Annotated in this window: 20 protein-coding genes; 15 read left to right on the top strand and 5 right to left on the bottom strand. The window is 41.5% G+C overall.

From position 1 onward, the window contains the following. The first annotated feature begins 130 nt into the window (after positions 1-130). Positions 131-1108: a ring-cleaving dioxygenase gene (locus ACFPU1_RS08760; RefSeq protein WP_385940200.1), complete on the top strand. Its 978-nt coding sequence runs from the start codon at positions 131-133 to the stop codon at positions 1106-1108. A 31-nt stretch (positions 1109-1139) separates the two neighbouring features. Further along, positions 1140-1745: an alpha/beta hydrolase gene (locus ACFPU1_RS08755; RefSeq protein WP_385940198.1), complete on the top strand. Its 606-nt coding sequence runs from the start codon at positions 1140-1142 to the stop codon at positions 1743-1745. Positions 1746-1826: 81 nt separating this feature from the next. Here ACFPU1_RS08755 and ACFPU1_RS08750 read toward each other — a convergent pair whose 3' ends face one another. Together ACFPU1_RS08750 and ACFPU1_RS08745 are read right to left on the bottom strand one after the other, a co-directional pair. After that, on the bottom strand, positions 1827-2357 hold the full coding sequence (locus ACFPU1_RS08750; RefSeq protein ID WP_385940196.1) for a transcription repressor NadR: 531 nt from the start codon (positions 2355-2357) through the stop codon (positions 1827-1829). After that, the gene (locus ACFPU1_RS08745; protein WP_385940194.1) at positions 2357-3496 is read right to left on the bottom strand and encodes a cysteine desulfurase family protein; all 1140 of its coding nucleotides are present in this window, start codon (positions 3494-3496) and stop codon (positions 2357-2359) included. The genes ACFPU1_RS08750 and ACFPU1_RS08745 overlap by 1 nt, the downstream gene beginning before the upstream one ends. A gap of 88 nt (positions 3497-3584) precedes the next feature. On the opposite strand from ACFPU1_RS08745, the gene nadB reads away from it, so the two are divergent. The 4 genes from nadB to ACFPU1_RS08725 all read left to right on the top strand — a co-directional run bounded on the left by nadB (position 3585) and on the right by ACFPU1_RS08725 (position 8620). After that, positions 3585-5153 (top strand): L-aspartate oxidase, encoded by a 1569-nt coding sequence (nadB, locus tag ACFPU1_RS08740; protein WP_385940192.1) that lies wholly within the window; start codon positions 3585-3587, stop codon positions 5151-5153. Positions 5154-5158: 5 nt separating this feature from the next. Further along, the gene (nadC, locus tag ACFPU1_RS08735; RefSeq protein WP_054636399.1) at positions 5159-6010 is read left to right on the top strand and encodes a carboxylating nicotinate-nucleotide diphosphorylase; all 852 of its coding nucleotides are present in this window, start codon (positions 5159-5161) and stop codon (positions 6008-6010) included. Then, the gene (nadA, locus tag ACFPU1_RS08730) at positions 5997-7100 is read left to right on the top strand and encodes a quinolinate synthase NadA (RefSeq protein WP_385940190.1); all 1104 of its coding nucleotides are present in this window, start codon (positions 5997-5999) and stop codon (positions 7098-7100) included. The genes nadC and nadA overlap by 14 nt, the downstream gene beginning before the upstream one ends. A 125-nt stretch (positions 7101-7225) precedes the next feature. Continuing rightward, a complete protein-coding gene (locus ACFPU1_RS08725; RefSeq protein WP_385940188.1) occupies positions 7226-8620 on the top strand; it encodes a hypothetical protein in 1395 nt (464 codons plus the stop codon). Positions 8621-8842: 222 nt separating this feature from the next. On the opposite strand, the gene ilvD is transcribed toward ACFPU1_RS08725, so the two are convergent. Continuing rightward, on the bottom strand, positions 8843-10534 hold the full coding sequence (gene ilvD, locus ACFPU1_RS08720) for a dihydroxy-acid dehydratase (RefSeq protein ID WP_385940186.1): 1692 nt from the start codon (positions 10532-10534) through the stop codon (positions 8843-8845). 191 nt (positions 10535-10725) lie between these two features. On the opposite strand from ilvD, the gene ACFPU1_RS08715 reads away from it, so the two are divergent. Both ACFPU1_RS08715 and ACFPU1_RS08710 read left to right on the top strand, forming a co-directional pair. Next, entirely contained in the window at positions 10726-12741 is a 2016-nt protein-coding gene (locus ACFPU1_RS08715) for a methyl-accepting chemotaxis protein (protein WP_385940184.1), read from the top strand. A gap of 208 nt (positions 12742-12949) precedes the next feature. Next, positions 12950-13459 (top strand): hypothetical protein, encoded by a 510-nt coding sequence (locus ACFPU1_RS08710; RefSeq protein WP_385940182.1) that lies wholly within the window; start codon positions 12950-12952, stop codon positions 13457-13459. Between the two features lie 89 nt (positions 13460-13548). Here the strand turns inward: ACFPU1_RS08710 and ACFPU1_RS08705 are convergent, their stop codons facing one another. Continuing rightward, positions 13549-13707, bottom strand: coding sequence for a hypothetical protein (locus ACFPU1_RS08705; RefSeq protein WP_157049843.1), 159 nt, complete (start codon positions 13705-13707; stop codon positions 13549-13551). A 506-nt stretch (positions 13708-14213) separates the two neighbouring features. Between ACFPU1_RS08705 and ACFPU1_RS08700 the strand changes: the two genes are divergently transcribed. The 7 genes from ACFPU1_RS08700 to ACFPU1_RS08670 all read left to right on the top strand — a co-directional run bounded on the left by ACFPU1_RS08700 (position 14214) and on the right by ACFPU1_RS08670 (position 22801). Beyond that, entirely contained in the window at positions 14214-15617 is a 1404-nt protein-coding gene (locus ACFPU1_RS08700; RefSeq protein ID WP_385940180.1) for an aminotransferase, read from the top strand. A 238-nt stretch (positions 15618-15855) separates the two neighbouring features. After that, complete coding sequence (locus tag ACFPU1_RS08695; RefSeq protein WP_385940178.1) at positions 15856-16746, top strand: nitrilase-related carbon-nitrogen hydrolase; 891 nt, start codon at positions 15856-15858, stop codon at positions 16744-16746. 17 nt (positions 16747-16763) lie between these two features. Beyond that, positions 16764-18143: an NAD(P)-dependent oxidoreductase gene (locus ACFPU1_RS08690; protein WP_385940176.1), complete on the top strand. Its 1380-nt coding sequence runs from the start codon at positions 16764-16766 to the stop codon at positions 18141-18143. Between the two features lie 35 nt (positions 18144-18178). Beyond that, positions 18179-19462 carry an NAD-dependent dihydropyrimidine dehydrogenase subunit PreA gene (preA, locus tag ACFPU1_RS08685; protein WP_385940174.1) on the top strand — a complete coding sequence of 428 codons (1284 nt, stop codon included), beginning with the start codon at positions 18179-18181 and terminating at the stop codon, positions 19460-19462. A gap of 14 nt (positions 19463-19476) precedes the next feature. Further along, positions 19477-20895: a dihydropyrimidinase gene (gene hydA, locus ACFPU1_RS08680; protein ID WP_385940172.1), complete on the top strand. Its 1419-nt coding sequence runs from the start codon at positions 19477-19479 to the stop codon at positions 20893-20895. Positions 20896-21026: 131 nt separating this feature from the next. After that, complete coding sequence (locus ACFPU1_RS08675; RefSeq protein ID WP_385940170.1) at positions 21027-22514, top strand: NCS1 family transporter; 1488 nt, start codon at positions 21027-21029, stop codon at positions 22512-22514. Positions 22515-22585: 71 nt separating this feature from the next. After that, a complete protein-coding gene (locus ACFPU1_RS08670; RefSeq protein ID WP_385940168.1) occupies positions 22586-22801 on the top strand; it encodes a hypothetical protein in 216 nt (71 codons plus the stop codon). Positions 22802-22973: 172 nt separating this feature from the next. Here ACFPU1_RS08670 and ACFPU1_RS08665 read toward each other — a convergent pair whose 3' ends face one another. Next, positions 22974-24614 (bottom strand): PucR family transcriptional regulator, encoded by a 1641-nt coding sequence (locus ACFPU1_RS08665; protein WP_385940166.1) that lies wholly within the window; start codon positions 24612-24614, stop codon positions 22974-22976. Positions 24615-24782: the final 168 nt, after the last annotated feature.

The following is a 24782-nucleotide window of genomic DNA, read 5'->3' as shown; positions in this document are numbered from 1 at the left end:
TTATGTTTGGAAAGCGTATTGGTTTTGTTTTAAAGAAATGTACGTTATTTTATACTTATGTCACTAAAAAAAGGTTAGTAACGTATGAAAAGTGTAAGGTGACGTTATTCGATAATAAGGAGTGAGAGCTGTGGATCTGAAAGAGCTAAAAGGGGTTCACCATGTTTCGGCTATAACCGGGGACGCAAAGAAGAACTATGAGTTTTATACAAATATTTTAGGTATGAGACTTGTGAAAAAAACTGTAAACCAAGACGACACCTCTGTATATCATTTGTTTTATGCTGATGAAAGAGGAAATCCGGGGACAGATTTAACATTTTTTGAAATACCGAACGCAGGAAGCACTCATTACGGAACAAACAGTATTTCCACTACCTCCTTACGAGTTGCAACTGATGCATCCTTAGGTTACTGGGAAAATCGTTTTAATGAGTATGACGTAGAACATGACGGTATCACACAGGAGTCAGGAAGAGCGGTTTTGCCGTTCCGTGATTTTGAAGGCCAGCGGCTCGTTCTGGTATCAGATGAGAAGAATAAAGGAGTCCCTGCAGGAAAGCCTTGGGAAAAAAGTCCGGTTCCTGCAGAACACGGCATAAGAGGATTGGGTCCTGTCACGTTGACTGTGTCCAGGCCGGAGCTGACAGCCAGTGTATTAACGGATCTTTTAAGCTTTAAGGAAACAGGAACCTTCACTTCTGCAAAAGGCTCATCCACCATCAGAGTGTTTGAAACCGGAGAAGGAGGAACAGGAGGAGAAGTGTTTCTGGAAGAAAATAATGATCTTCCGAGAGAAAGACCAGGGAGAGGCAGTGTGCACCATGTCGCTTTTCGTGTAGAAAATGAAGAAGAGCTGAGAAAATGGGTGCAGCTGTTCAATGATAATAACCTTCCTAACTCTGGTTTTGTGGAGAGGTACTATTTCCGTTCATTATATTTTCGGGAAGCAAACGGGATTCTTTTTGAGCTTGCCACAGACGGACCTGGTTTTGAAGGGGATGAGCCCTTTGAAACCTTGGGAGAAAGCTTGGCGCTCCCTCCTTATTTAGAGAATCAAAGAGAATCCATAGAAGCACGACTCAAGCCCCTTGATACAAAACAATAGGTGTTAAAAGGCCATAGAGAGGAGAACGACGATGGAACACATTTATAACAAAGGAAGTAACACAGACGCTCCAACATTATTGCTCCTCCACGGAACGGGGGGGAATGAACGTGATTTACTGCCACTGGCACAAATGATAGCTCCAGAAGCTTCTGTATTGGGAGTACGGGGGAACGTGCTTGAAAATGGAATGCCCCGTTTCTTTCGGCGTCTTGCAGAAGGTGTATTTGATGAGGAAGACCTGGTCTTTCGCACCAGAGAACTGCATGAATTTATAGACGAATGCGCAGGGAAATATGGCTTTGATCGTCAAAATGTTGTCGCAGTAGGATATTCCAATGGAGCAAACATTGCAGCAAGTTTGCTGTATCATTATGAAAATTCTCTATCAGGAGCAGCTCTTTTTCATGCCATGGTACCCCGCCGCGAGGTAGAGCTTCCTTCATTAAATAAAACCCCTGTTTTCATCGGGGCAGGCAAACAAGATCCCCTTATTCCTGCTGAGCAGACAAAAGAGCTTAGTCGCCACTTACAGGAGGCGGGAGCTTCAGTTACTGAGTACTGGACAGAAGGCGGTCACCAGCTAATAAGAGAGGAAGTAGAAGAAGCAAAAAAGTGGTTTGAACAATATTATTGATTTAGACCAATCGTACAATTGTTACATTAAGCAAATAAAACAGAAAGTCAGGCTGAAAGCCTGGCTTTTTTTTATGAAAGGTTATAACAGAAACCCGGCTTCCTTTAGTGATTTCTCGGTTTCAATCAGTATTTTTTCCTCAGGGGCTTCAATGGTGTGCAAGTGAACACCACCAGTTAATTCTGAAAGAAGAGTTGCTTTTGTCTCAGTAAACTTTTTTATGAATTCATGTACATCCCTGCGGCTTGCAATCATAAGAGAAGCGGTGATATCACCATAAAGCTGATGCTCTACTGACACATCCAAGACAGTGGCTCCCTGATCCACAATGATTTGCAGTTCCTCTTGAGTTACATTCTTATCAGCCGAGTGACAGCAGGCTATTTTTTTTCTAAACACATTCGGTCTTGAAGAAGAAATCAGAAGGTATCCCTGGGATGTAGAAAGAATAGGAGTATTTCTGGCTTTTAATATGGAAATATCCTGGACAATGACTTGACGGCTTACATTCGTTTTTTTTGCTAAAACGCTACCTGTAATGGGCTCGTGAGCTGTTTTAAGCCACTCTAAGAGAAGCTTTCTTCTATCTTCTCCTATTAATTTTTCTTTCATTATATCCCCCCTGTCATTTCCCTGCTGGCCAGGTTTTGCATTATTTCCACGGCTTTTTCAATATCATCTCTTGTCGTAAATTTTCCCATGGAAAGACGGATCAGACCATGTGCTTCCTCTGATGATCTCCCCAAAGCAATCATGGAGGCTGGTGGAGAAGAGCTCCCTGAACGACAGGCACTCCCGGTGGAAACGGCAATCCCCCGGCGATTGAGCTCAAGCATGATATATTGGCCTTCTCTTTGATCAAAACGCAAAGCAAAGTGTCCTGGAATCCTCTTATCAGGATGGCCTTCCAGGATGATTGATTCCTCTGAGAGCACAGTTTTCGTAAAGTACTCGCTCAGCTTTCTTACTTTCTTTTCAATGTCTGTTTGCATAGAATAAGTCTCCTCGGCTGCGGCAGCAAATGCGGCTATTCCAGCAGTGTCTACTGTTCCAGGTCTCAATCCTTTTTCATGAGACGTATGAGGAAAAAAAGAATCCCAACTCGTTTGCGGGGAGATATAGCAAGCCCCTGCACCCTTTGGCCCGTAAACTTTGTGAGAGGAAATAGAGAAGGAATCAAGATGTGCTTCCTTTACTGGTATCATGACTTTTCCAAAGGTTTGGACACAATCACTATGAAACAAAGCTCCATGCTCTTTTACTATGTCACCAATGCTTTCAAGGTCCTGAATGGTACCCAGTTCTGCACTTGCATGTCCGATAGAGACCAAAACGGTCTTTTCCTGTAAAAGTTCCCGCAAATGGGATAAACATACTTGGCCATATTCATTTACTCTGACTTTTGAAACAGTAAAGCCTTGTGATTCTAAGTAAGCAAAGGTTTGTAAAACAGATGGATGCTCAAGAGGAGTAGTAACAAGCTGTTTTCCATTACGTCCGTTTCCCTTCGCAAGGGCAATTAAAGCAGAACTGTTAGCTTCTGAACCACAGCCTGTAAAATAAATACTGCGGGGGGTGACAGAAAGCAGGGAAGCTATTGTAGATCGGGCTGATTCGATAATAGAAGCAGCATCTGTTCCGCAGGTATGAAGACTGCTAGCGTTTCCAAAGTAATGTGTGGAAACATGCATATATGTTTTTAAAGCAAGATCGGATATGGGAGTAGTAGCAGAATAATCTAAATAAATCATGATATCACCTTTAATTTTGTCTTGTATTTATTGTAAAGTTGTGTAAACATAAGTGTCAAGACACATGTTAAGATTCGGAGTGAAGGGAATGGAGCATCAGGCAGATGTGGTTGTGGTTGGAAGTGGTTTAGCAGGATTGGTTGCAGCTGAATCCTTAGGTTCTTCCTGTCAGGTGACCATAATAACGAAGGGAAGAAGGCAGCAAAGCAACTCGTTTTTAGCTCAGGGAGGGATTGCAGCAGCAATAGGAGCAAACGATCACTGGAAGCTCCATTACCAAGATACGCTGTCGGCAGGGGGAGCTCATCAACGAAGAAGAATGGTAAAAAAGCTTGTCCAGAATGGCCCTGATATTACAAAGTGGTGCCAGTCGAAAGGGATTATTTTTGATATTGATTCAGCCGGCAAGGTGGCCTTAGGAAAAGAAGGCGCTCATCAAAGAAGGAGAATCCTTCATGCGGGTGGTGATGCAACAGGGGCCGTCATGGTATCTTCATTTCTAAAAACTGTTGAAGACTATGTTACTTGGCGGGAAGATGAAACAGCCTATGAATTGATTGTCCATGAAGGAGAGTGCCGAGGGGTACGTACGGTTACACCGGAAGGCCATTATCATACATACTTTTCAAAAGCTGTCATATTAGCTGCGGGAGGAGCCGGTCAGTTATATCCAGTCACTTCGAACGGCAAGCAGGCAACTGGGGATGGATATTCCCTTGCTTACATGGGCGGGGCTCTGCTGACTGACTTAGAAATGGTTCAGTTTCATCCCACAGTGACAAGAGGGGACAATGGCAATACTTTCTTAGTTTCAGAGGCAGTGAGAGGGGAAGGGGCACGCCTGATTACAAAAGAAGGAATCCCTATTATGGAAAGTCATCCGTTAAAAGATCTGGCACCTCGGGATATAGTGGCAAGAGAAGTAACCAAGTGGAGAAATAAAGGACAAAAAGTATTTTTGGATATTCAACATATAGTTGATTTTTCAACAAGGTTCCCAACGATATATAAATGGTGCAGTGACAACCAAGTTTCATTTTCAGACGGGAAAATCCCGATTGAGACGGGGGCTCACTTTAATATGGGAGGCGTGGTCGTAAATAGCAGAGGGCAGACAACCCTGCCAGGACTGTTTGCTGCAGGAGAGACAGCTTATACAGGTATTCACGGGGCAAACAGGCTTGCCAGTAACTCTCTCCTTGAGGCATGCGGGTTTGCAAGATGGTGTGCCGAAGAAGTGAAGAAAATGGTAGAGATGAAAAATGATTTTCCAGGTGAGTCAGCGGAAGAGAGGAATAATCCTTCCTTCACTAAAAGACATCTTCCATCCAAGGAAGAGATAAAACAGAACATGCATGATGGAGCTGGTGTGATCAGGCATGAGCTGGCCATGAAGAGATCGTTAAACTGGTGTAAAAGACATTTACAGGCTATCGAAGACAGCTTTGTGCCCGCGACATCTGAGGAAGCAGAAATAAGGCACATGCTTGTCACCAGCTCTTTAGTACTGGAGAGTGCCCTAAATCGTGAAGAAAGCCTCGGGGCTCATTACCGTAACGATAGTCAAAACAGGGAAAGAAAAAAACAGTGGATGTGTCATAACGGCATGACAAAAACACTGATAAAAGCGAGCAAACCGCCTGAAGGAGGCTTTTGAGAAAAGTGAATAGCATTTTGATGAGGGAAGAAATAGCTAGATTTTTAAAAGAAGATATTGGAGCACAGGATCTTGCATCGGAAATTATTTTTTCAAAAGAGGATTATTCTAAAGGAACGTGGGTTTGCAAAGAACCTGGCATTGCTGCAGGCCTGGAAGTAGTAAAAGAAGGATACCGGTTCATTTCACCTGACATTAAAGTAACCTTTTTCGTAAGAGAAGGGGAAGAAATGAAAAAAGGCCAGACGATAGGAGAGGTAGAAGGTCCTGTACAACTCTTATTAAGCGGAGAGAGAGTCATGCTTAATCTTTTTCAGCGTATGAGCGGAATTGCAACTCTTACAGCACAGGCAGTAAGTAAATTATCTGAAGGGAAGACAAGGGTTTGTGATACAAGAAAAACCACTCCTGGTCTGCGAATGTTTGAGAAAGAAGCCGTTCGCGTAGGGGGAGGGTTTAATCACCGTTTTGGTCTCTATGACGCAGTGATGGTTAAGGATAACCATATAAAAGCTGCCGGAGGCATTTCAAAAGCAATAGAAAAAGTAAGGAAGCACGTTGGGCCGACTGTAAAAGTTGAAGTTGAAGCTACAAATCAGAAAGAAATAGAAGAAGCTGTGGTAAGCGGAGCAGATATTATTATGTTTGATAACTTTACCCCTGAAGAGATAGAGAGAACGATATCATTAGTGCCTTCCTCTATACTGACTGAAGCTTCAGGAGGAATCAATTTATCAAATTTAGATAAATACAGTCAGTGCGGTGTAGATTTTATTTCCATGGGATGTTTAACTCATTCAGCCCCATCCCTTGATATTAGTTTTAATTTGGAGGTAAAAGCATATGAGCTTTCTTGAGATGATTGAACAAATCCCTCGTCTACCAGAACATTATTTACAAATGAATCAGGAAGAACTGCGTGAAAGGGTGATGGCACATAAGAAGAGGCTGGGTCAGCGCCTTTATATTCCCGGCCATCACTACCAAAAAGATGAAGTCATAGAATTTGCTGATGACACGGGAGACTCGTTGCAGCTCGCCAGACTTTCTGAGCAAAACAATAAGGCAGAGTATGTGATCTTTTTGGGCGTGCATTTTATGGCTGAAACAGCCGACATACTTACTTCTGACGATCAAAAGGTAATCTTGCCTGACTTACGGGCAGGCTGTTCTATGGCCGATATGGCCGACATCGACCAGACAGAAAAAGCGTGGGAAAAACTCATGGAGCTTTTTGAAGATACTATTGTTCCTCTGACGTATGTGAACAGCACCGCAGCTATAAAAGCTTTTTGCGGAAAACATGGAGGGGCCACTGCTACTTCTTCTAATGCAGGTGTGATGTTTGATTGGGCACTCATCCAAAAAAAGAGGGTTCTGTTTTTGCCCGATCAGCATCTTGGGCGGAATACTGCTTATGATAAGGGAATTCCTCTTGAAAACATGGCTGTGTGGGATCCGATAAAAGGCAGCCTTGAATATGAGGGGAGGATTGAAGACGTTCAAGTTATTCTATGGAAAGGGCATTGTTCTGTCCACGAAAAATTTACCGTGAACCAAATTCAAACCTTAAGAGCCGCTGATCCGGAAACAAAGATTATCGTTCATCCAGAATGCTCCTGGGAGGTCGTTCAGGCTGCTGACTACAACGGTTCGACGAACAAGATCATAACGACAATAGAGCAGGCTCCGGCTGGGAGCAAGTGGGCTGTTGGAACCGAGATGAACCTGGTTCAGCGTCTAAAACATACTCATCAAAATAAAGAGATACATTCGTTAAATCCTGCTATGTGTCCTTGTTTAACAATGAACAGAATTGATCTTCCTCATTTGCTGTGGTCCCTTGATTCAATAGAAAAGAACCATCCTCATCACATTATCAAAGTGGATAAGGACACTGCTGCTTTTGCGAAATCAGCATTGGAGAGAATGCTTTCCTTTGCTTAACCAAACAAGAGTGTAAGCCGTCTCATGAAAGAGACGGCTTAGGCTTATCATGAGATAACTGAAAATTATATATATTCAATGGGAGGTGCAGTATGTTATATTTGTGGGAAAGGGAGGGATTTTGAATGGAAAGCTATCTCCTGTGTAACATAAGGGAAAATCAAAAGACAATCACACTTAAAGCTGAGAAACTTGTTATGTATCTTCAAAGCAAATGGGTTGAAGCTTTCGATGAGAATGGCCATGTATACTATTTGCTGTTTTACAAAAATGACTATATTACATGGACGAAGCCAGTCTGGCAAAACAGACATTCCCACCTGGAACAATCCTTTAAAAAAGGTATGACTTTTCCAGCGCCCCACCCTTTTCTTGTTAATCTGCTTGCAACGAAAGAAGTATTTCCGAAAGTGGCTGTATCTCATCTCCCTGAAAAACTCCAAAAAAGCTATACTCCTCATGAAACCTCTCTAATTCTAACCTTCTTAGATTCATTTGAATCAAAAGGTACTATTTTTAAACCAATCCAGTCAATTTATTATAAATACAGGCGAAACGGTCAAATGTTTGCAGGCTATCGGATCATTCGAATTCTTCAGGACTTTTTGCCAGAACACTCCTGGGTTAAAGATATTGCAAGTTCCTTTGAGTTTGAAAAATACAATAGTATGTATCACTTAGTTTCAGAAGAGCTGATGGAAAAGGATCCATTATTTTCCGAAAAGTCTTTATATAAAAGCGCAGAAGAAGAAGATTCTTATCGCTTACTGGAACTAATGAAGAAAGAACATCGCATTCTCGATCACACAGCCCTGTCCTTGGAAGCTTACCGGAAGTTCAAATCATTATCATCCTATACTCTTATGAAATCTTTACTCGAGGACGCTTTCTCAGTGGCCGAACAAATTTATATTATAGAAGAGCTAAAGGGTATAAGTGGAAAAAACAATCACATCCTACAAGATCTCTTACACCTCTACCTAAAAGAAAATGAAGTAGAAAAATTGTGTAACTTACTCGCTCAAGACGCCATTACGCTTACGGTTGAACAAAGAAATTCGTTTGAAAAGATGCTTCTTACTATGGACTTTGAGGAAAACCGGGTACAGGTAGAGAAGCTGAATTCTTATCTTCTTCCTATTTTAGACACCAACTCCCTCAAAGCCAGTGAGCTTCTTCAAAACTGTGTCAGCCGTCTTCTTTCTGAATATGACATCTCTTATGTCCTGGAATGGCTTGAGCCGTTAAAACGGAATGAGGAAGCAGGGAAGCTTTACTATACTTTTGAAAAGATGAGCCATTTAGTAGATGACCCGGATCAACAATTTTTGTTAGGGGAACTATATTATGAGTTTCAACGTTTTGACGCAGCGATTGACTGTTTCAGCTGGCAAATGGAGCTGGATAAAACAGATCCTAAACCAGTACAATGGCTTTCAAAGATTTATTTGGAAACTGGGAAAGAAGATGAATCAAAAGCATATCAGCAGCTTTACCAGGAGATGTCAAAGGAAGCGTAAATAACATCATGGCTCTCTTTAGAGGGATGACAGCCTCTTTTTAAGAGGACTACACTTCTAATTACGGGGTATTAAACTTATGAAAAAGGCGGTTGAGAAGATGTTCTCAACCGCCTGAATAAAGAGGGGGGCTACGTAAGCATTTTTGCATTAACCTTCAGCAGAAACCGTCTGGGAGGTCTCATTATTCTGTTTGATTTCTTTATCAAAGTAATAATTCCTTTACAGGTCTGCGTCTGTTACGGCTCCTTTGGCACTTGACGAGACAAGTTTTGAATATTTACCAAGAATCCCTGTTTTGTATTTAGGTTCTAATGGTTTCCACTCTCTCATCCTCTTATCAATTTCTTCAGAAGAGATGTTAATATTGATCTCCTGGGTTTCACTGTCGATAACAATCGGATCGCCATCCTTTAATATAGCGATCGGTCCTCCGGCTTGAGCTTCTGGTGCAATATGGCCGATAACGAATCCGTGAGATCCCCCTGAAAAACGTCCGTCCGTGAGGAGGGCAACCTTCCCTCCCAATCCTTTTCCAACAATCATAGAGGTTGGTGAAAGCATTTCAGGCATTCCAGGTCCGCCTTTTGGTCCCACATTCCTAATGACCAATACATCGCCTTCTTGTATTTCATTGCTCATAATTGCTTCTGTTGCTGAAGCTTCACTGTCAAACACTTTAGCTTTTCCATCAAATCTGGTAATTTCAAGACCTGACATTTTGGCCACCGCTCCTTCAGGTGCAAGGTTCCCGCGGAGTACAACCAGGGGACCTGTTTTTTTGATAGGACGGTCCAAAGGAAAGATGATGTCTTGATCTTCTTTTAGAGAAGGCGCTTCATCCAGGTTTTCAGCGAGCGTTTTTCCAGTCACTGTTAAGCAGTCTCCGTGAAGAAGTTCTTTTTCTAGTAATAGCTTCATCACTCCCGGAACACCGCCGATTTCATATAAGTCCTGCATGACATATTTTCCGCTTGGTTTCAGGTTTGCGATATGCGGCACTTTCTCTCTTATCTTTTCGAAATCCTCATAAGCAAGATCTATACCGGCTGAATGGGCAATAGCTAACAGGTGTAAGAAAGCATTCGTAGAACCGCCTAACGCCATCACTACAGTAATTGCATTTTCGAAGGCTTTTTTTGTCATGATGTCTTTAGGGTAAATATCTTTTTCAAGAAGGCGGACAACCATTTCTCCTGCCTGTCGGCATTCTGTTTCCTTATATTCATAAATTGCAGGAGTAGAAGAAGACCCTGGAATGCTCATACCAAGTGCTTCTACGGCAGCAGCCATCGTATTGGCTGTGTACATGCCGCCACATGCGCCGGCCCCTGGACAGGAGTGACATTCAACCTGATGAAGCTCTTCGTCATTAATTGTTCCTTGGTGATACTTTCCAACGGCTTCAAAGGAAGAGACAATATCAAGATCCTCTCCGTTTAATTTACCAGGCTGAATGGTACCACCGTATACGTAAACGGAAGGAATATTCATACGACCGATAGAAATAAGGCAGGCTGGAGTAGTCTTGTCACAGCCTCCAATGGCTACCACACCATCAAATCTCTCAGCCCCTGTTACAGTTTCAATTGAATCGGCAATAACTTCTCTGCTCGGTAAGGAAAAATTCATGCCTTCGTGACCCATGGCAATGCCATCGGAAACAGTAATGGTATTAAAAATTAAGGGAGCACCTCCGCTTTCAGACACTCCTTCTTTTGTTTCCCGTGCAAGCTTATCAATATGTATATTACATGGTGTCACTTCACTCCAAGTGCTCGCTACTCCTATTTGAGGTTTCTTGAAATCCTCGTCTTTGAATCCAACGGCCCGAAGCATGGCTCTGTTAGGGGTCTTGTTAACACCTTCGCTGATCACTTTACTACGTATGCGGAGATCTTTTTTTTCCGACATATAATCACCCTTTCTGAATTGATTGATATCCCTGTCCCAACCATACTTGAAACAAAATTATCAGTCAATTATATAAGGCTCAAACTTTTCCACTCAGAGCCGATGAATAATATAGGTGTCAGACACAATAAGAGATATGTATTTCTTCTTTCCAGTGTTTGCACGAATATTTCCCAGCGGAGGGGTCTTACATGAAGAAGAGAATAAGACAGCTGACAGGTGGAGGATCACTTAGAAAGAAGCTAATAGCCTGTTTTTTGCTAGTTGGCCTGCTTCCTATGATTATTTCTACATATTTTGTCTATCACTCAAGCAGTGATGAAATCGTTGCTAAGGAACAAGAGTCCATGGAAAGCATCGCGGCAGGCACAGCCGATGCTATGGAACGGTGGCTTGACAGACGAATGGGAGAAATAAAATTAACAGCACAGACAGAAGCAATTGAATCACTAGATACAGAAGCCCAGCTACGTCTAATGCACCGTGTCAAAGAACAAAATGAAACCTATGAAACCGTAGTATTTACTGATCCTGAAGGAATAGTTAGGGCGCACACTACTGAGGAAAATATTGGACAATTAAATTTAGCAGACCGAGCCTACTTTCAAAATGGCATGGATGGAGAAGATACGATTTCCAGTGTGCTGGAATCCAATGCTACCGGGAACAGAATTGTGGTCGTGGCGACGCCAGTGAGAGAACAAAGCGGAGAAATTACCGGGGTGTTATCTGCTTCCGTAAACTTTGAAGAATTGATTTATCAGTTTCTTGATGAGGAGTCTTCAAATATTGGTGGACTGCCTCTTCTCATAGATGATCAGGATATCATTCAACTTTCTCCAGATGAGGAACAGATAGGGCTAGTAACCAATGAAACAGGACTAAGCCAGGAATGGCTCACTGCTTTTGAAAGCGGTAAACAAGAAACAGGGGCTACAGTATTAAGCAGAAACGGGGAAGACGTCCTTTTAGCCTATGCTCCGATTTCTTTAGCGGGTTATGGTCTATATATGGTTACGCCCATGGAAACCGTACTGGCTGTATCTTCTGACATTCTTATGCAGACAGTCATTATTATTACCATTGCGGCTTTACTTATTATATTCTTTGCCTGGTTTATTGCTCAAAGAATAAGCAAGCCTGTGAGAGCTGTAACAGAGGAAGTGAGAAAAGTTGCAGCTGGTGATATAAGTGGAGAAGAAATATCAGTCTCTTCTCATGACGAAATAGGTGAATTGGCGGCAAATGTAAATCAAATGACAGCAAATCTCAAGAAGCTGATTAGGCAGGTAGATGAAAGTGCAGATCTTGTAGCTGCTTCCTCAGAACAGCTTACAGCAAGTGCTGAACAATCAAGCAAATCATCAGAAGCAATAACGAATGCTATGCAAGAAGTAGCAGCAGGTTCGGAACAGCAAAACACCGGTGTTCAAGAAAGCCAGTTATCAATGGAGGAAGTTACGAAAGGGGTACAGCAGGTCGCAGAATCCTCCGCAGCTATTACTGAAAGCTCCAATACAACAATTGAAAAAGCAGAAGAAGGAGGGCAATTTGTACAGCAAACCCTGGAGAAAATGGAAACGATCAATACGTCAGTGAATGAATCTAGTTCAATAAATCAATCATTAAATAATCACTCAAAAGAGATTGAAAAGATATTGGGAGTGATTACTGATATTGCAGAACAAACTAATCTGCTAGCTTTAAACGCAGCCATAGAAGCTGCCAGGGCAGGTGAAGAAGGACGGGGATTTGCAGTAGTGGCTGAAGAAGTGAGAAAGCTGGCGGAAGGATCTCAAAAGTCTTCTAAGCAAATAGCAGTGATTATCGGGGAAATTCAGCAGGATATGGAAAGATCAATCAACTCAATGAGCAAAGTGACTAAGGATGTAGAAGAAGGGTTAGAAGTGGCTCAAGGCACAAAAGAAAAGTTTCAGGATATTATAGAAAACACGACTTTAGTGGCAGAACAAATCGAAAATCTGGCTGCCACCTCTGAAGAGATGTCCGCAGGTACTCAGCAAGTGTCTGCTTCTTTTGAAGAGATAGCGAAGGTTATTCAAGCTACGACATCAAGCACTCGTCACGTAGCTTCGTCCTCTGAAGAACAACTTGCTTCTGTTCAAGAAATAAATTCATCAGCTCAGTCATTACGTGATATGTCAAGCCGTCTTAATGAAGTGATAAAAGAATTCAAGGTAAAATAAATGACAGAGAGGGGTTGTGTTGTCCCATAAGTCAGGATGGCTGTTATTATTTAACTTCATCAGCTGAAAAAGTCTCTTGGGACAGCCCTCCTTCCCTTGTGAGGAGATAAAAAACCTGTTTTGGTTCCACCTTTTAAGGGAACAAAAGACAAAAACAGTTGATGAATTTTTTTGTCTACCTTAGCCTTTAATTAGTTGGAGAGATCATATGGCCATTCAAAAGAAAAGCGTGTTCCTGTTCTATCTTGCAAGCATTATTCTTATTGCAGTCAGCTATGCTGCCCATAACCCTGAAATTATCTCACCAGCAGAGGGAGTTACTTTTACATTTAGTGACTTTCTCCTCTTATTTGCAATGAAAACATTGCTTTTTGTTCTGCTCATTCTTACTTCATTTCTTGGTCTGCCATTCTTGCTTCTGCCTCTTATCATTTGGCAGATCGGTGCAGCTGGTGCTGAAAGCCCCCTGACTCCACTAAGCTACTATAGTATGTCATTTATACCGATAGCATTGAATCTTTTTGTAATGTTTATTGTATTTATGTTTACCATTTACCATGTCAGGATGCTTTTCCGGTTTTTAAAAGACCGGAGTGAAAAAGAAAACCTGAAAGGATTATACATATCCTTTTCAAAAAGGTATCTCCCTATTATATTTATCCTCATTTTTATATCTTCAATAGCAGAAGCGTTAGTCGCAAATATGCAGTATTTATAAGAAATGCCGATTTTAAAAGCAGTCAGAAAAAAAGACTGAGCATGATCGTGAAGGTATCCGATCATACGCAGTCTTTTTTCTTTTATTATTTATAGGGATTGGCGCTCAGAGGTATAAGCTAGTGCATCAGCAATACTGTAAAAGCAAAGCTGGACATCTCTTTTCCCTTCTTTTGCAGATTTAACAAGGCAGTAATGTTCATCCATTTTTTCAACAGTCAGTTGATCGTTGATTTTGTAGTTTTGCATACTTATCACCTCCATTAAGTAGTAGAAATTGAATAGAAAATAAAAGGTCTCCGAAAACAGAGGACCATATTTCATTAAGAGAAAATCTGACCATAAACTGCCTGGAATTACTCAATGGGTATAACTTCTTTACACAGGCTCTCTTCTTTATAATTCATATTAACATCATAATTAATTAAAAATCAATACTAATTTATAACTATTATTAAAAAATACAAATTTAAAATAAAAATTGTTAAGCTAAATAGTTCATGAACCACCAATGTAATGGGGTGTAGCCATGAACAACCTTCTTTTGGAGGACACTGAAAATGAGCAATTTCATTCAACAGAACTGTTTATAGAAAAAATATATTTTCATTCACGTTCTTTCATTCCCAATTAGAAAGAATATAAACACTTTTTCTTAGCCTCTTCTCAGTCTGTCATAAAAGACAAAACGTCTAACTTCTTAGGAAATTTCTGCACAATTTGTGAAGTGAATGTTCAAACTGCCTGGTGATAGCATGGATGGCAATACGGATAAAGGAGCTGAGGTTTTGACTTACGTGTCTACTACAAAAGAGAATAATGAAAAGGAAGAGCTGCTGGATAAGGACAGGGCCCATCTTTGGCATCATATGTCTCCTCATAATGATCATCCACATGTTTTTGTAGAAGGAAAATCCAGCTGGATTAAGGATATTGACGGAAATAATTATTTAGACGGCATGTCTGGCCTATGGTGCGTAAATATAGGGCACGGTCGTGAGGAAGTAGCCAGGGTAGCAGCGGCTCAAATGTCAAAATTAGCATTTGCTCCTTTATCGCAAAGCCATGTTCCCGCAATTGAATTATCTGCAATGCTTAATGAATGGCTGCAAGGAGATTATAAAATTTTCTTTTCTAATTCTGGTTCAGATGCAAATGAGGTAGCCTTCAAGATTGCAAGACAGTACTTTGCACAGACCGGAAAAGGAACAAAATATAAGTTTATTTCAAGGTACAGGGCGTATCATGGGAATTCGATGGGAGCAATGGGTGCTACTGGACAAGCTGAAAGGAAAGTGAAATATGAACCGGGCGGTGAAGGATTTAAGCATGCCCCTCCCCCTTATTGCTATCGTTGTCCTTTTGGACAGGAAAAAGGTCATTGTAAGATGGAGTGCGCTCAAGCGATAGATGAGATGATCGAGTGGGAGGGAGAGGAAACTGTAGCCGGAGTCATTCTGGAGCCTGTGATTACAGGCGGGGGCGTCATCGTGCCGCCGCCAGAATATTTGAAAGAGATTCGTGAGATTTGTGATCGGAGGAATGTCCTCTTAATTGTAGACGAGGTGATTTGCGGTTTTGGGCGCTCTGGAGAAAAATTTGGCCACCAGAACTTTGGGGTGGAACCAGACATTGTGTCAATGGCAAAGGGTATGACCAGTGCTTATGCTCCATTATCTGCGACAGCTGTTTCCTCACATATCTATGAACCTTTTAAAGAGAAGGGAAAAACGAATCATTTTCGTCATGTTAATACATTTGGAGGTAACCCTGTTTCATGTGCCATTGCGTTAAAAAATTTGGAAATACTGGAAAGAGAACAACTAATCAAACAGGCAAAAGACAAGGGGAAGTATGTAACAGAGCGCCTTGCTGGCCTAACAGAGCTTTCCTTAGTAGGAGATGTTCGTACATTTGGATTAATAGCTGGAATTGAATTAGTAGAAGATAAAAAAACAAAAGTGCCTGCTTCTCCAGAGAAGGTAGCCAATGTGCTGGCAATGTGCAAGAAACAAAACATACTAATAGGGAAAAATGGAGATACCGTACCTCACCATAATAATGTTATCACTGTTGCTCCTCCTTTTGTTACGACGAAAGAGGAACTAGATCTTATTGTAGAAACACTATATGTAAGCATAAAAAATGCAAACAAGTAGAAAAAAGGCTGCCTGGTTCAGCCTTTTTTTGCTGTCTTGCACAAAGGACTGAATATTTAAATATTATCCGTTATGTTATCTGACGCTTGAAGCTGCTGAAACTAGTGAGATATTTACACTTTGTACAGAATGCTTAGAACAATCTACACAAAATGTCACATGGAGGATGAAGTGTTTTTTTATAAAATGATCACCAAGATAGTAAGAAACAAATTTCTTCCTACAAGGAGTGATTCATTTGTCAGATCAAGTGAAAATAGGGATTATTCAAGCATCTAATGAGGTGCATGGGGATGAACCGGTTGAAGTTCACAAGGAAAAGGCTATTGAAAAGCATATAGAGCTTATAAAAGAGGCTGCCGCTGGTGGAGCTCAGATTATAGGGCTGCAAGAAATTTTTTATGGACCATACTTTTGCGCTGAACAAAGTACAAAATGGTATGGAGCAGCTGAACAAATACCCGAAGGCCCTACTACTAAACGTTTTCAAGTGCTTGCCAGGGATCTTCAAGTAGTTATCATCCTGCCAATTTATGAAAGGGAAGGTATTTCCACATATTACAATACAGCAGCCGTAATTGACGCGGATGGTACTTATTTAGGAAAGTATCGAAAAAATCATATACCTCACGTAGCGGCAGACACCAGAGGACATGGATTTTGGGAAAAGTACTACTTTAAGCCGGGAAATCTGGGCTACCCAGTCTTCGATACTGCCTACGCCAAGGTAGGAGTCTACATCTGCTATGATCGCCACTTTCCAGAAGGAGCAAGGCTTCTTGGATTGCACGGGGCTGAAGTAGTCTTCAATCCATCAGCCACAGTTGCGGGTTTATCAGAATATTTGTGGAAGCTTGAACAGCCCGCTCATGCTGTAGCTAATGGCTACTATCTTGCAGCAATTAATCGAGTGGGGACGGAAACTCCGTGGGAGATGGGAGAATTCTATGGCCAGTCTTATGTCGTAGATCCCCGTGGGAATTTCTTAGCCGTGGCAAGTCGGGATGAAGATGAAGTGGTCATAGCAGAAATGGATAAGAAGAAGATCCGTGAAGTAAGAGACACGTGGCAATTTTATCGTGACCGTCGTCCTGAAACCTATGAGAGAATGACTGCGTTAATCCCTTAAGAAAAGGAGTGGAGTATATGGAAGGTCCAAACAAGAAATCATGGATTTCATTGGAGGACATTAAGAAAAACTTTATGGAAGAACGACGGGGGATGCCGGACAAAGAAGCAATTGATGAGGCAAATCGCTGCCTCTACTGCTATGATGCTCCTTGTATCACTGCCTGTCCGACGGGTATTGACATTCCTAAGTTTATCAAACGAATTTCCACAGGTGACTTGAAGGGCTCTTCTAAAACAATAATGGAAGCGAACCCAGTAGGAGCCAGCTGTTCACGGGTTTGCCCAACAGAAGAACTGTGTGAGGGAGCGTGTGTGTTAAATCACGCCTCTGCCCCTATAATGATTGGTGACTTACAAAGATATGCCACAGACTGGGCAATGAAAAATGAGCAGGAGTTCTTTAAAAAGGGTGAGTCGCTGGGTAAGAATATTGCAGTGGTAGGTGGAGGGCCGGCAGGGTTGTCCGCGGCTCGTGAGCTGGCCCGTTTTGGATATGAAGTGACAATCTTTGAAGCTAAAGAGAAAGCAGGAGGATTAAATACTTATGGAATTGTATCCTTCAGACTCCCACAAAAAATTTCAGCCTGGGAGGTTGATCAGGTTGAAAAGCTTGGAGTAAAAATCAAAACAGGTGTGAAAGTTGGGAAAGATGTTTCAGCAGAAGAGCTTCAGAAGAATTATGATGCTGTCGTGCTGGCAGCTGGAATGAGTAAGGTTCCAGCTTTGGGCATTAAAGGAGAAACTAGTAAGGATGTTTATGACGCTATTGACTTTGTAGAAAAAACAAAAACTGAAGAGTTAACAAATGAGCTGTCTGGAAAACGTGTAGCTGTAATCGGGGCAGGGAACACCGCTGTAGACGCAGCAACCTGTGCTAAAAGACTTGGCGCAGAATTGGTGAAAATGGTATATAGAAGAACCGAAAAGGAAATGACAGCTTACCAGTTTGAATATGAATTTGCAAAACAGGATGGAATAGAATTCAGCTGGCTCACTTCTCCTCTTTCTATCTTAGAAGGTCCGGAAGGGGAAGTGAAGGGACTGGAATGTATAAAGATGGAACTAGGTAAACCTGATGAGGGAGGGAGAAGGCGTCCGGTGCCTATCCCAGGAACCGAATTTATAATGGAAGTTGATGTAGTCATTAAAGCCATCGGGCAAACACGGCATTTATCATTAATAGAACAGTTTGGCCTTTCTCATGATGAGGGTGTGGTGATTGTCGATCATGAAACTATGACAACATCGAAAGAAGGTGTCTTTGCTGCGGGAGATGTGGTATTTGGGAACGGCCAGGGTGAAGCCATGGTGGTGACGGCAGCAGAGCAAGGGAAGAAGGCAGCCTACAATGTTCATAAAAAGCTGATCAATCAGTCAGTAGAGCTTTTAGGATAGTAATGATTAATAAGAAAGAATAAGGAGGAATCACAATGGCAGATTTACAGACCAATCTAGCAGGCATAAAATCTCCTAACCCTTTCTGGCTTGCCTCAGCACCGCCGACAAATAGCGGGTATCAAGTCCAAAGAGCCTTTGAAGCAGGATGGGGGGGAGCTGTCTGGAAAACACTAGGCGATCCTATATTAAATGTTTCATCCCGTTTTGCAGCCACCTCTTTTAATGGACAAAGAGTTGCCGGTTTTAACAACATTGAGTTGATTACAGACCGTCCCTTGGAAGTTAATTTAAAAGAGATTGAAGAGACGAAGAAAAGGTTTCCTCATCATGCTGTAGTAGCTTCACTAATGGTTGAACCTAGGCAGGAAAAATGGCATGAAATTGTAAAAAAAGTCGAAGCTGCCGGCGTCGATGGTTTGGAATTGAATTTTGGTTGTCCTCACGGAATGGCTGAAAGAGGCATGGGGGCAGCGTCTGGCCAGGTGCCTGAACTTGTACAGCAGCAGACGGAGTGGGTAAAAGAAGTTGCAACGTCTCCTGTTATTGTCAAGCTTACTCCAAATATCACGGATATCACTTATACGGCTCAAGCAGCTGTGCAAGGCGGAGCAGATGCAGTCAGCATGATTAACACAATTAACAGTTTGGCTGGGGTTGATCTGGATTCATGGGACACTGTACCTAATGTTGCAGGAAAAGGAGCCCACGGAGGGTATTGCGGCCCGGCAGTAAAGCCTATTGCCTTAAATATGGTCGCAGAATGTGCACGACGTTTGGATATTGATGTTCCAATATCTGGAATGGGAGGAGTTTCAAGCTGGAGAGAAGCAGTTGAATTTATGCTTATGGGAGCTTCAAACGTTCAAGTCTGCACAGCTGCCATGCATCATGGCTTCAGAATTGTAGAAGACATGATCGATGGTCTAAGCAACTATTTAGATGATAAAGGAATAGAGTCCTTGCAGGGTATTATTGGAAAATCTGTTCCTAACTACTCAGACTGGGGTGATTTGGATTTAAACCACCGTGTTGTGGCCCGTATTAATAATGATACCTGTATTAACTGCAATAAATGTCATATCGCTTGTGAGGATACGTCCCATCAATGTATTGATATGTTGACAGACACCGAGGGCCAGCCCGTGCTAAAAGTCAGAGAAGAAGATTGTGTAGGGTGCAATCTTTGTTCCATTGTATGTCCCGTTGATGGAGCGATTGATATGGTGCAGGCACCCAGTAAAACTGGAGAAGGTTCAATGACCTGGAATGAACGCCAGACTGTGTTATCCAACATGGCTGAAATGCCTGTGAAATAAAAAGGAGGGATTAGATGTCAAAAAAATTGATAACAAATGGGACAATCGTGACAGCCAGTGAAGTGTATGAAGGTGATGTCTTGATCGAAGGAGGAAAAGTTTCAGCTATTGGAAAAAATCTTGCCAGGGAGGGAGCTGAAGTAATTGATGCCAAGAACCATTATTTGTTCCCTGGGGGCATAGATCCTCATACTCATCTTGAAATGCCTTTTGGAGGAACCGTAACAAAGGACGACTTTGAAACAGGAACGATAGCAGCTGCTTTTGGCGGAACCACCACTATTATTGATTTCTGTCTTACTGAAAAAGGAAAACCTCTAAAGGAGGCAATTGATGTCTGGCATAACAAGTCAAAAGACAAAGCAGTGGTTGACTACAGTTTTCATTTAATGATAGGGGAGATAAATGAAGAAGTTCTCAGCCAACTTCCGGAAGTAATTGAAGAAGAAGGCATCACCTCTTTTAAAGTGTTTATGGCGTATAAAGATGTGTTTCAGGCTGATGATGAAACTTTATACCAGACATTAATTGCAGCCAAAGAGTTGGGAGCTCTCGTGATGGTTCATGCCGAAAATGGTGATGTCATCCATTACTTAACGAAGAAGGCTCTTGAAGAAGGAAAGACTGATCCTATCTTTCACGCTCTGACTCGTCCTCCAGAAGCTGAAGGGGAAGCGACTGGAAGAGCTGCACAGCTTACACATATGGCTGATTCTCAGCTATATGTAGTCCATGTTTCCTGTAATGAAGCAGTAGAGAAAATTTCCGAAGCGAGAAGAAAGGGGGCCGAGGTTTATGGAGAGACATGCCCCCAATACCTGGTTCTTGATCAGTCATATATGGAAAAGCCTGATTTTGAGGGAGCGAAATATGTATGGTCTCCTCCACTGCGGGATAAATCAAACCAAGAATTATTGTGGCGTGCTTTAAAGAATGGGGAGTTACAAACTATTGGATCAGATCAATGTTCCTTTGATTTCAATGGGCAAAAGGATCTAGGGAGAGGGGACTTTACAAAAATCCCTAATGGCGGACCGATAATAGAAGACCGCTTTAGTCTCCTATATTCAGAAGGTGTTGCCAAAGGAAGGATTTCCCTGCAGAAGTTTGTTGAGGTTACGTCGACAAATACTGCAAGATTATTTGGGCTTGCACCGGAAAAAGGAACAATCGCAGTTGGAAGTGACGCTGATATTGTAATTTTTAATCCTGATGCTTCAAGAACTATCTCAGCAAAAACTCACCATATGGCTGTTGACTATAGTGCCTTTGAAGGAATGGAGGTAGAAGGAGAAATCGTTTCTGTATTATCGAGAGGTGATTTCATTGTTAAAAACAAAGAACTCACCGCTGTACCAGGAAGAGGAGAATTTCTTAAACGGCAAAAATTTAATACTTCAGAGAGATCAGAAGAGAGATTTACTGTCATGTAAAAAAGACTTATGTCTTTGATGAATTCTCCCTGCTAAAAACTCCCTGCTTGCAAAGATAAATATACACAGCTTCCAGCCCGGAATGAATGCCCCTTTCATATATCTGAATATTCAGTAATAGGAGGATGAACATGAAAAAAGATAGTTATTTAAAATCTCCGGATTTGCTGCCTGTAAAGCACTCTGGAAAGAAGATAAGCACATTTGGGTTTTCTGTGATGTGGGTAGGAATGGCTGTGGTACTTGCTGCCTTTGCCATAGGGGGTGAAGGGGTAATAAATTTACCGCTTGGCATGGTGCTTCTTGCTACGCTTATCGGGACGATTGCGATAGGCTTGTTTATTACAATCGTTGGTGATATTGGGATTGAACATGGACTCTCATTTCCTGTTTATATGAGAGCGCCATTCGGAACGGTTGGTACCCATCTCCCCTCTATTACCAGAGGTGTAACAGCATCTTTCTGGTTTGGGATTAACACGTTTTTTGGTTCAACTGCTATTAACGGAATATTAAACATTTTGACAGGGTTTGATAACTGGCTTCTTTGCTATGCGGTATTTGCCACGGTACAGCTTGTAAATACGGCTATTGGAATCAAAGCAGTAGAAAGATTTGCAGACTTAGCAGCTCCTGTTATTATTCTTATCTCCATATGGATGTTCTATGTGCTTGCAGGGTCAGCAACATCGCAAGGAATTAATATTTGGACATGGGTGGAAGCTCCTGTCTCGGGGACTTCTGCATTGATGGCATTTATCGTGGTTATTTTTGCTAACATGGGTTTTTGGGCGACTCTGGGAGCAGATATCCCCTCAATTTCCAGGTTCATTAAGGCTCCAAAGAATGAAAGAAGCTGGCTGAAAAGAAACAAAGGTACGCTTGTGGGCAGTGTGGTTGTGCTTCCAATCATTCAAACATTCATTGTCAGCATCGGTGCAGTAGCTTACATTTCATTAGGGGTGTTTGACCCCGTAGAAGCTTTGCAGCAGACAGCTACTGGGGCAGCGCTGGCGGTATTACTTCTTATGATAGTCTTTTCTCAGTGGTCAACAAACACATCAGCAAATGTAATTCCTGCTGCAACAATTTTTTCAAACGTAGGCGGCCCTAAAGTTCCGTTTTATGTTGGTGTATTTATGGCTGGGGTGGTAGGGACTGTTGTACAGCCCTGGAACCTATTTAATATTCTTGTCCCATTTCTTTTAATTATTGGAGGCATTCTCTCGGCGATAGTAGGGATTTTAATCGTAGACTACTATGTTATTCGGAAACGTCGGGTAAATGTCCCTGATTTATATAAAAGTGAGGGCCAATACGCCTATTACAAAGGAATTAATGCAGCTGGGTTTATTGCATGGACTATCGGCGGAATCAGTGCCTATCTATTCATGGATTTCTCCTTTATTGTCGGTTTGGCAGCTGGAGGCACAAGCTATTATATTCTGGCAAAATACTGGTGGTTTAAGAAGTATAATCAAGCTGAACTAGAAGATGAAAATGATGAGAAGTACCTTGGTATCACTGTGGGAAGAGACTGGGTGATTGAAGAAGAAGCGGTGGGAGCAGAAGATCATGAAGGGGCCGACGAAGAAGTTGCCGGCACGGGGACGATATAAAAGTTCAGCTTTATAGATTAATGTCTAGGCAGTAAATTCTTAAAATCAAAGAGACAGACAGGAGGGATAGGATGAGAGAACATGAGGAATACATGGAAGAAAAAAATGAAATCGATAGACTGCTCGAAGAAGGGTATACAATTTCAGGGGTGATAGAAAACCTCGAAGGAGCTTTTGTGAACTTTACAAAAGATACAGATATGGTACAGCTTCACATTCAAAATTCAGATGCCAGGAAGTACTTTTCCTTTGTACTGATGAAACAAAAAGAACAATTTAATAGGTAAAGAGGCTGGGACAAATCAGCCTTACTAAATATAAAAAGGTACCGATTATCTTCCTATGATGATAATCGGTACCTTTTTATATTAATCATAGACGAGTCGTGATATGCCGGTCGGTATATGTGTCCACGTTCATCACCATCACTGGCCCTCATTATTTAGTGTTTCTCTTTTGTTACTTATTATTGAGGTTGAATGAACCGAAACGGTATTCATACGCGTAAAGAGCCATCTCTAATGAGAGACGTTTTGGATTCTCTAATATATCATGACCTAGGAGTTCTTCAATTTTCTCCAACCGGTTATATAGGGTTTGACGAACAATAAAAAGAGATGAGGCTGTTTCTTGTTTTGCACCAAGGCAGGATAGATAGGTTTGGAGTGTCTGTAGAAGAACTCTTGATTTATCGGAACTTTCAAAAAGAAGAGGCCCTAAATATTCATTTATAAAGTCATCCAGTTCTCCCCTTTCATCCATTTGAAGAATGCTGCGATAAATATGAAGGTTTTCATAAAAAGGGATGTTCATAGGGCCGATCTTTTGTTGAATTCGAAGTGTTTCTTTTGCGGTGCAAAAGCTTTTTTGTATGTCCCTACTCGATGTAACAAACTTACCAAAGGCAAGCTGCTCATACATTTTTGCTTGGCCTTCTTGCTCTGTTTTTTGAAGCTTTTTGTAGCATTCATAGACTCGCTGAGGAAAAGAAACTGTTGGATTTCCAGCCGTATTAATGAGGACATACACGATGAAATTTTGAAGAATAGCAGGAATAAATAATATCTTCTTTGCTTCAAAATATGCTCTGGCTACCATTGATTTTTGGATGAAATAAGATTCAAAGCTTTGCTGGTTCACTTGGATGGAAGTCTTATCAATCACACATATGGAGCCTTCCGTGAAAGAAACACCAGGATGCAATTCCATTAGTTTCGTGGTCAGCTCTTCCTCGTCATGGGCACCCTGAAGCCAATCATGAACCCATGCCTCTTCCTCATATCTTTTTCTCTCTTCTATATAAACAGTGCGCATGACTTCTTGAGCTGCTGCCGTGGCACAGCGATCAGCTGCCAGTTCATTAAATTCTGTTATTTTCTTACCAGGTGAGTAAAAAATCAGATCAGCAAAATGGTGTCCTAAAATAGTAACGGGTTTACACAAACTAGAACATGCTGGAAGAGATGACTGCTTATTTATCCATTCATTTATAAAATTTTGTTGTTGTTTAGTTGAAAGTGGAGGAAAAAAATAACTGTCTCCCTGGATAGGCACAAAGAAAACATGAAGTGATGTTAAACGATGAAACTCCTTTAATAGGGCGAAAAGTCCTTTTCCATTTAAAAGACATTCATTAAGTGCAGTAGAAACATTTTCAATTTCTTTAAGCATGTAATGATAATGATTAATGAAAAAGCTGTGAAGATCCTGTGTAATATCTATATACCTTACTTCCTCATGAAAAAGAATTAAAGGAAAATCATGCTCCTTTGCTAGATTAATCATACTCTCGGGCAGTGAAGAAGTATATGTTCCAAGCTCGATACATAACCCTGAGGCATTGCTTTCAATTAGCTGCTGCAAAAACGTATAAGAAAGCGTCTCGTCATCATGCCATCCTATACCGGTGGTAAGTATAAGTTCGTTTCCGTTAAGAAGTTCTTTTACTTGCGTAACCTCTATGATATGAACCCAGGAAACAGGACGAGTAAGGGATTTGTCGTTTCCTATAAGAGACACATGTTGAAAAAGGGGACGGGTTAAAATATCACGAATTGTAATTTGGGTTACGGGCCGAAGTAATTCTGTATTAGTACTCATAAATTCCTCCTTTAAACGATTATGTTCACCAGGCAGAAATTGTACAGGTTGTCTACTAAGTTACATTAATTGGATAATCCTTTTGTTTTAGTGTATAGAACAATTATTTGAATAACAGGCGGGTTGTAATGTATTCTTACAAAAAATTTCAAGTTTTAGTAAGCGACA

Origin of the sequence: Thalassorhabdus alkalitolerans (assembly GCF_042656525.1) — a bacterium.
Classification (GTDB): Bacteria; Bacillota; Bacilli; order Bacillales; family Marinococcaceae; genus Thalassorhabdus; species Thalassorhabdus alkalitolerans.
The sequence above is the reverse complement of the archived record's forward strand: the minus strand, read 5'-3'. Positions and strand labels throughout refer to the sequence as shown.

Coding starts and splice junctions, on each gene's coding strand:
- ACFPU1_RS08710 (WP_385940182.1), top strand. CDS start 12,950: ATGGCCATTCAAAAGAAAAGCGTGTTCCTGTTCTATCTTGCAAGCATT.
- ACFPU1_RS08665 (WP_385940166.1), bottom strand. CDS start 24,614: ATGAGTACTAATACAGAATTACTTCGGCCCGTAACCCAAATTACAATT.
- nadA (WP_385940190.1), top strand. CDS start 5,997: ATGAGCTTTCTTGAGATGATTGAACAAATCCCTCGTCTACCAGAACAT.
- ACFPU1_RS08690 (WP_385940176.1), top strand. CDS start 16,764: ATGGAAGGTCCAAACAAGAAATCATGGATTTCATTGGAGGACATTAAG.
- ACFPU1_RS08700 (WP_385940180.1), top strand. CDS start 14,214: ATGGATGGCAATACGGATAAAGGAGCTGAGGTTTTGACTTACGTGTCT.
- ACFPU1_RS08755 (WP_385940198.1), top strand. CDS start 1,140: ATGGAACACATTTATAACAAAGGAAGTAACACAGACGCTCCAACATTA.
- nadB (WP_385940192.1), top strand. CDS start 3,585: ATGGAGCATCAGGCAGATGTGGTTGTGGTTGGAAGTGGTTTAGCAGGA.
- ACFPU1_RS08675 (WP_385940170.1), top strand. CDS start 21,027: ATGAAAAAAGATAGTTATTTAAAATCTCCGGATTTGCTGCCTGTAAAG.
- ACFPU1_RS08745 (WP_385940194.1), bottom strand. CDS start 3,496: ATGATTTATTTAGATTATTCTGCTACTACTCCCATATCCGATCTTGCT.
- ACFPU1_RS08670 (WP_385940168.1), top strand. CDS start 22,586: ATGAGAGAACATGAGGAATACATGGAAGAAAAAAATGAAATCGATAGA.
- hydA (WP_385940172.1), top strand. CDS start 19,477: ATGTCAAAAAAATTGATAACAAATGGGACAATCGTGACAGCCAGTGAA.
- preA (WP_385940174.1), top strand. CDS start 18,179: ATGGCAGATTTACAGACCAATCTAGCAGGCATAAAATCTCCTAACCCT.
- ACFPU1_RS08715 (WP_385940184.1), top strand. CDS start 10,726: ATGAAGAAGAGAATAAGACAGCTGACAGGTGGAGGATCACTTAGAAAG.
- ilvD (WP_385940186.1), bottom strand. CDS start 10,534: ATGTCGGAAAAAAAAGATCTCCGCATACGTAGTAAAGTGATCAGCGAA.
- ACFPU1_RS08725 (WP_385940188.1), top strand. CDS start 7,226: ATGGAAAGCTATCTCCTGTGTAACATAAGGGAAAATCAAAAGACAATC.
- ACFPU1_RS08705 (WP_157049843.1), bottom strand. CDS start 13,707: ATGCAAAACTACAAAATCAACGATCAACTGACTGTTGAAAAAATGGAT.
- ACFPU1_RS08750 (WP_385940196.1), bottom strand. CDS start 2,357: ATGAAAGAAAAATTAATAGGAGAAGATAGAAGAAAGCTTCTCTTAGAG.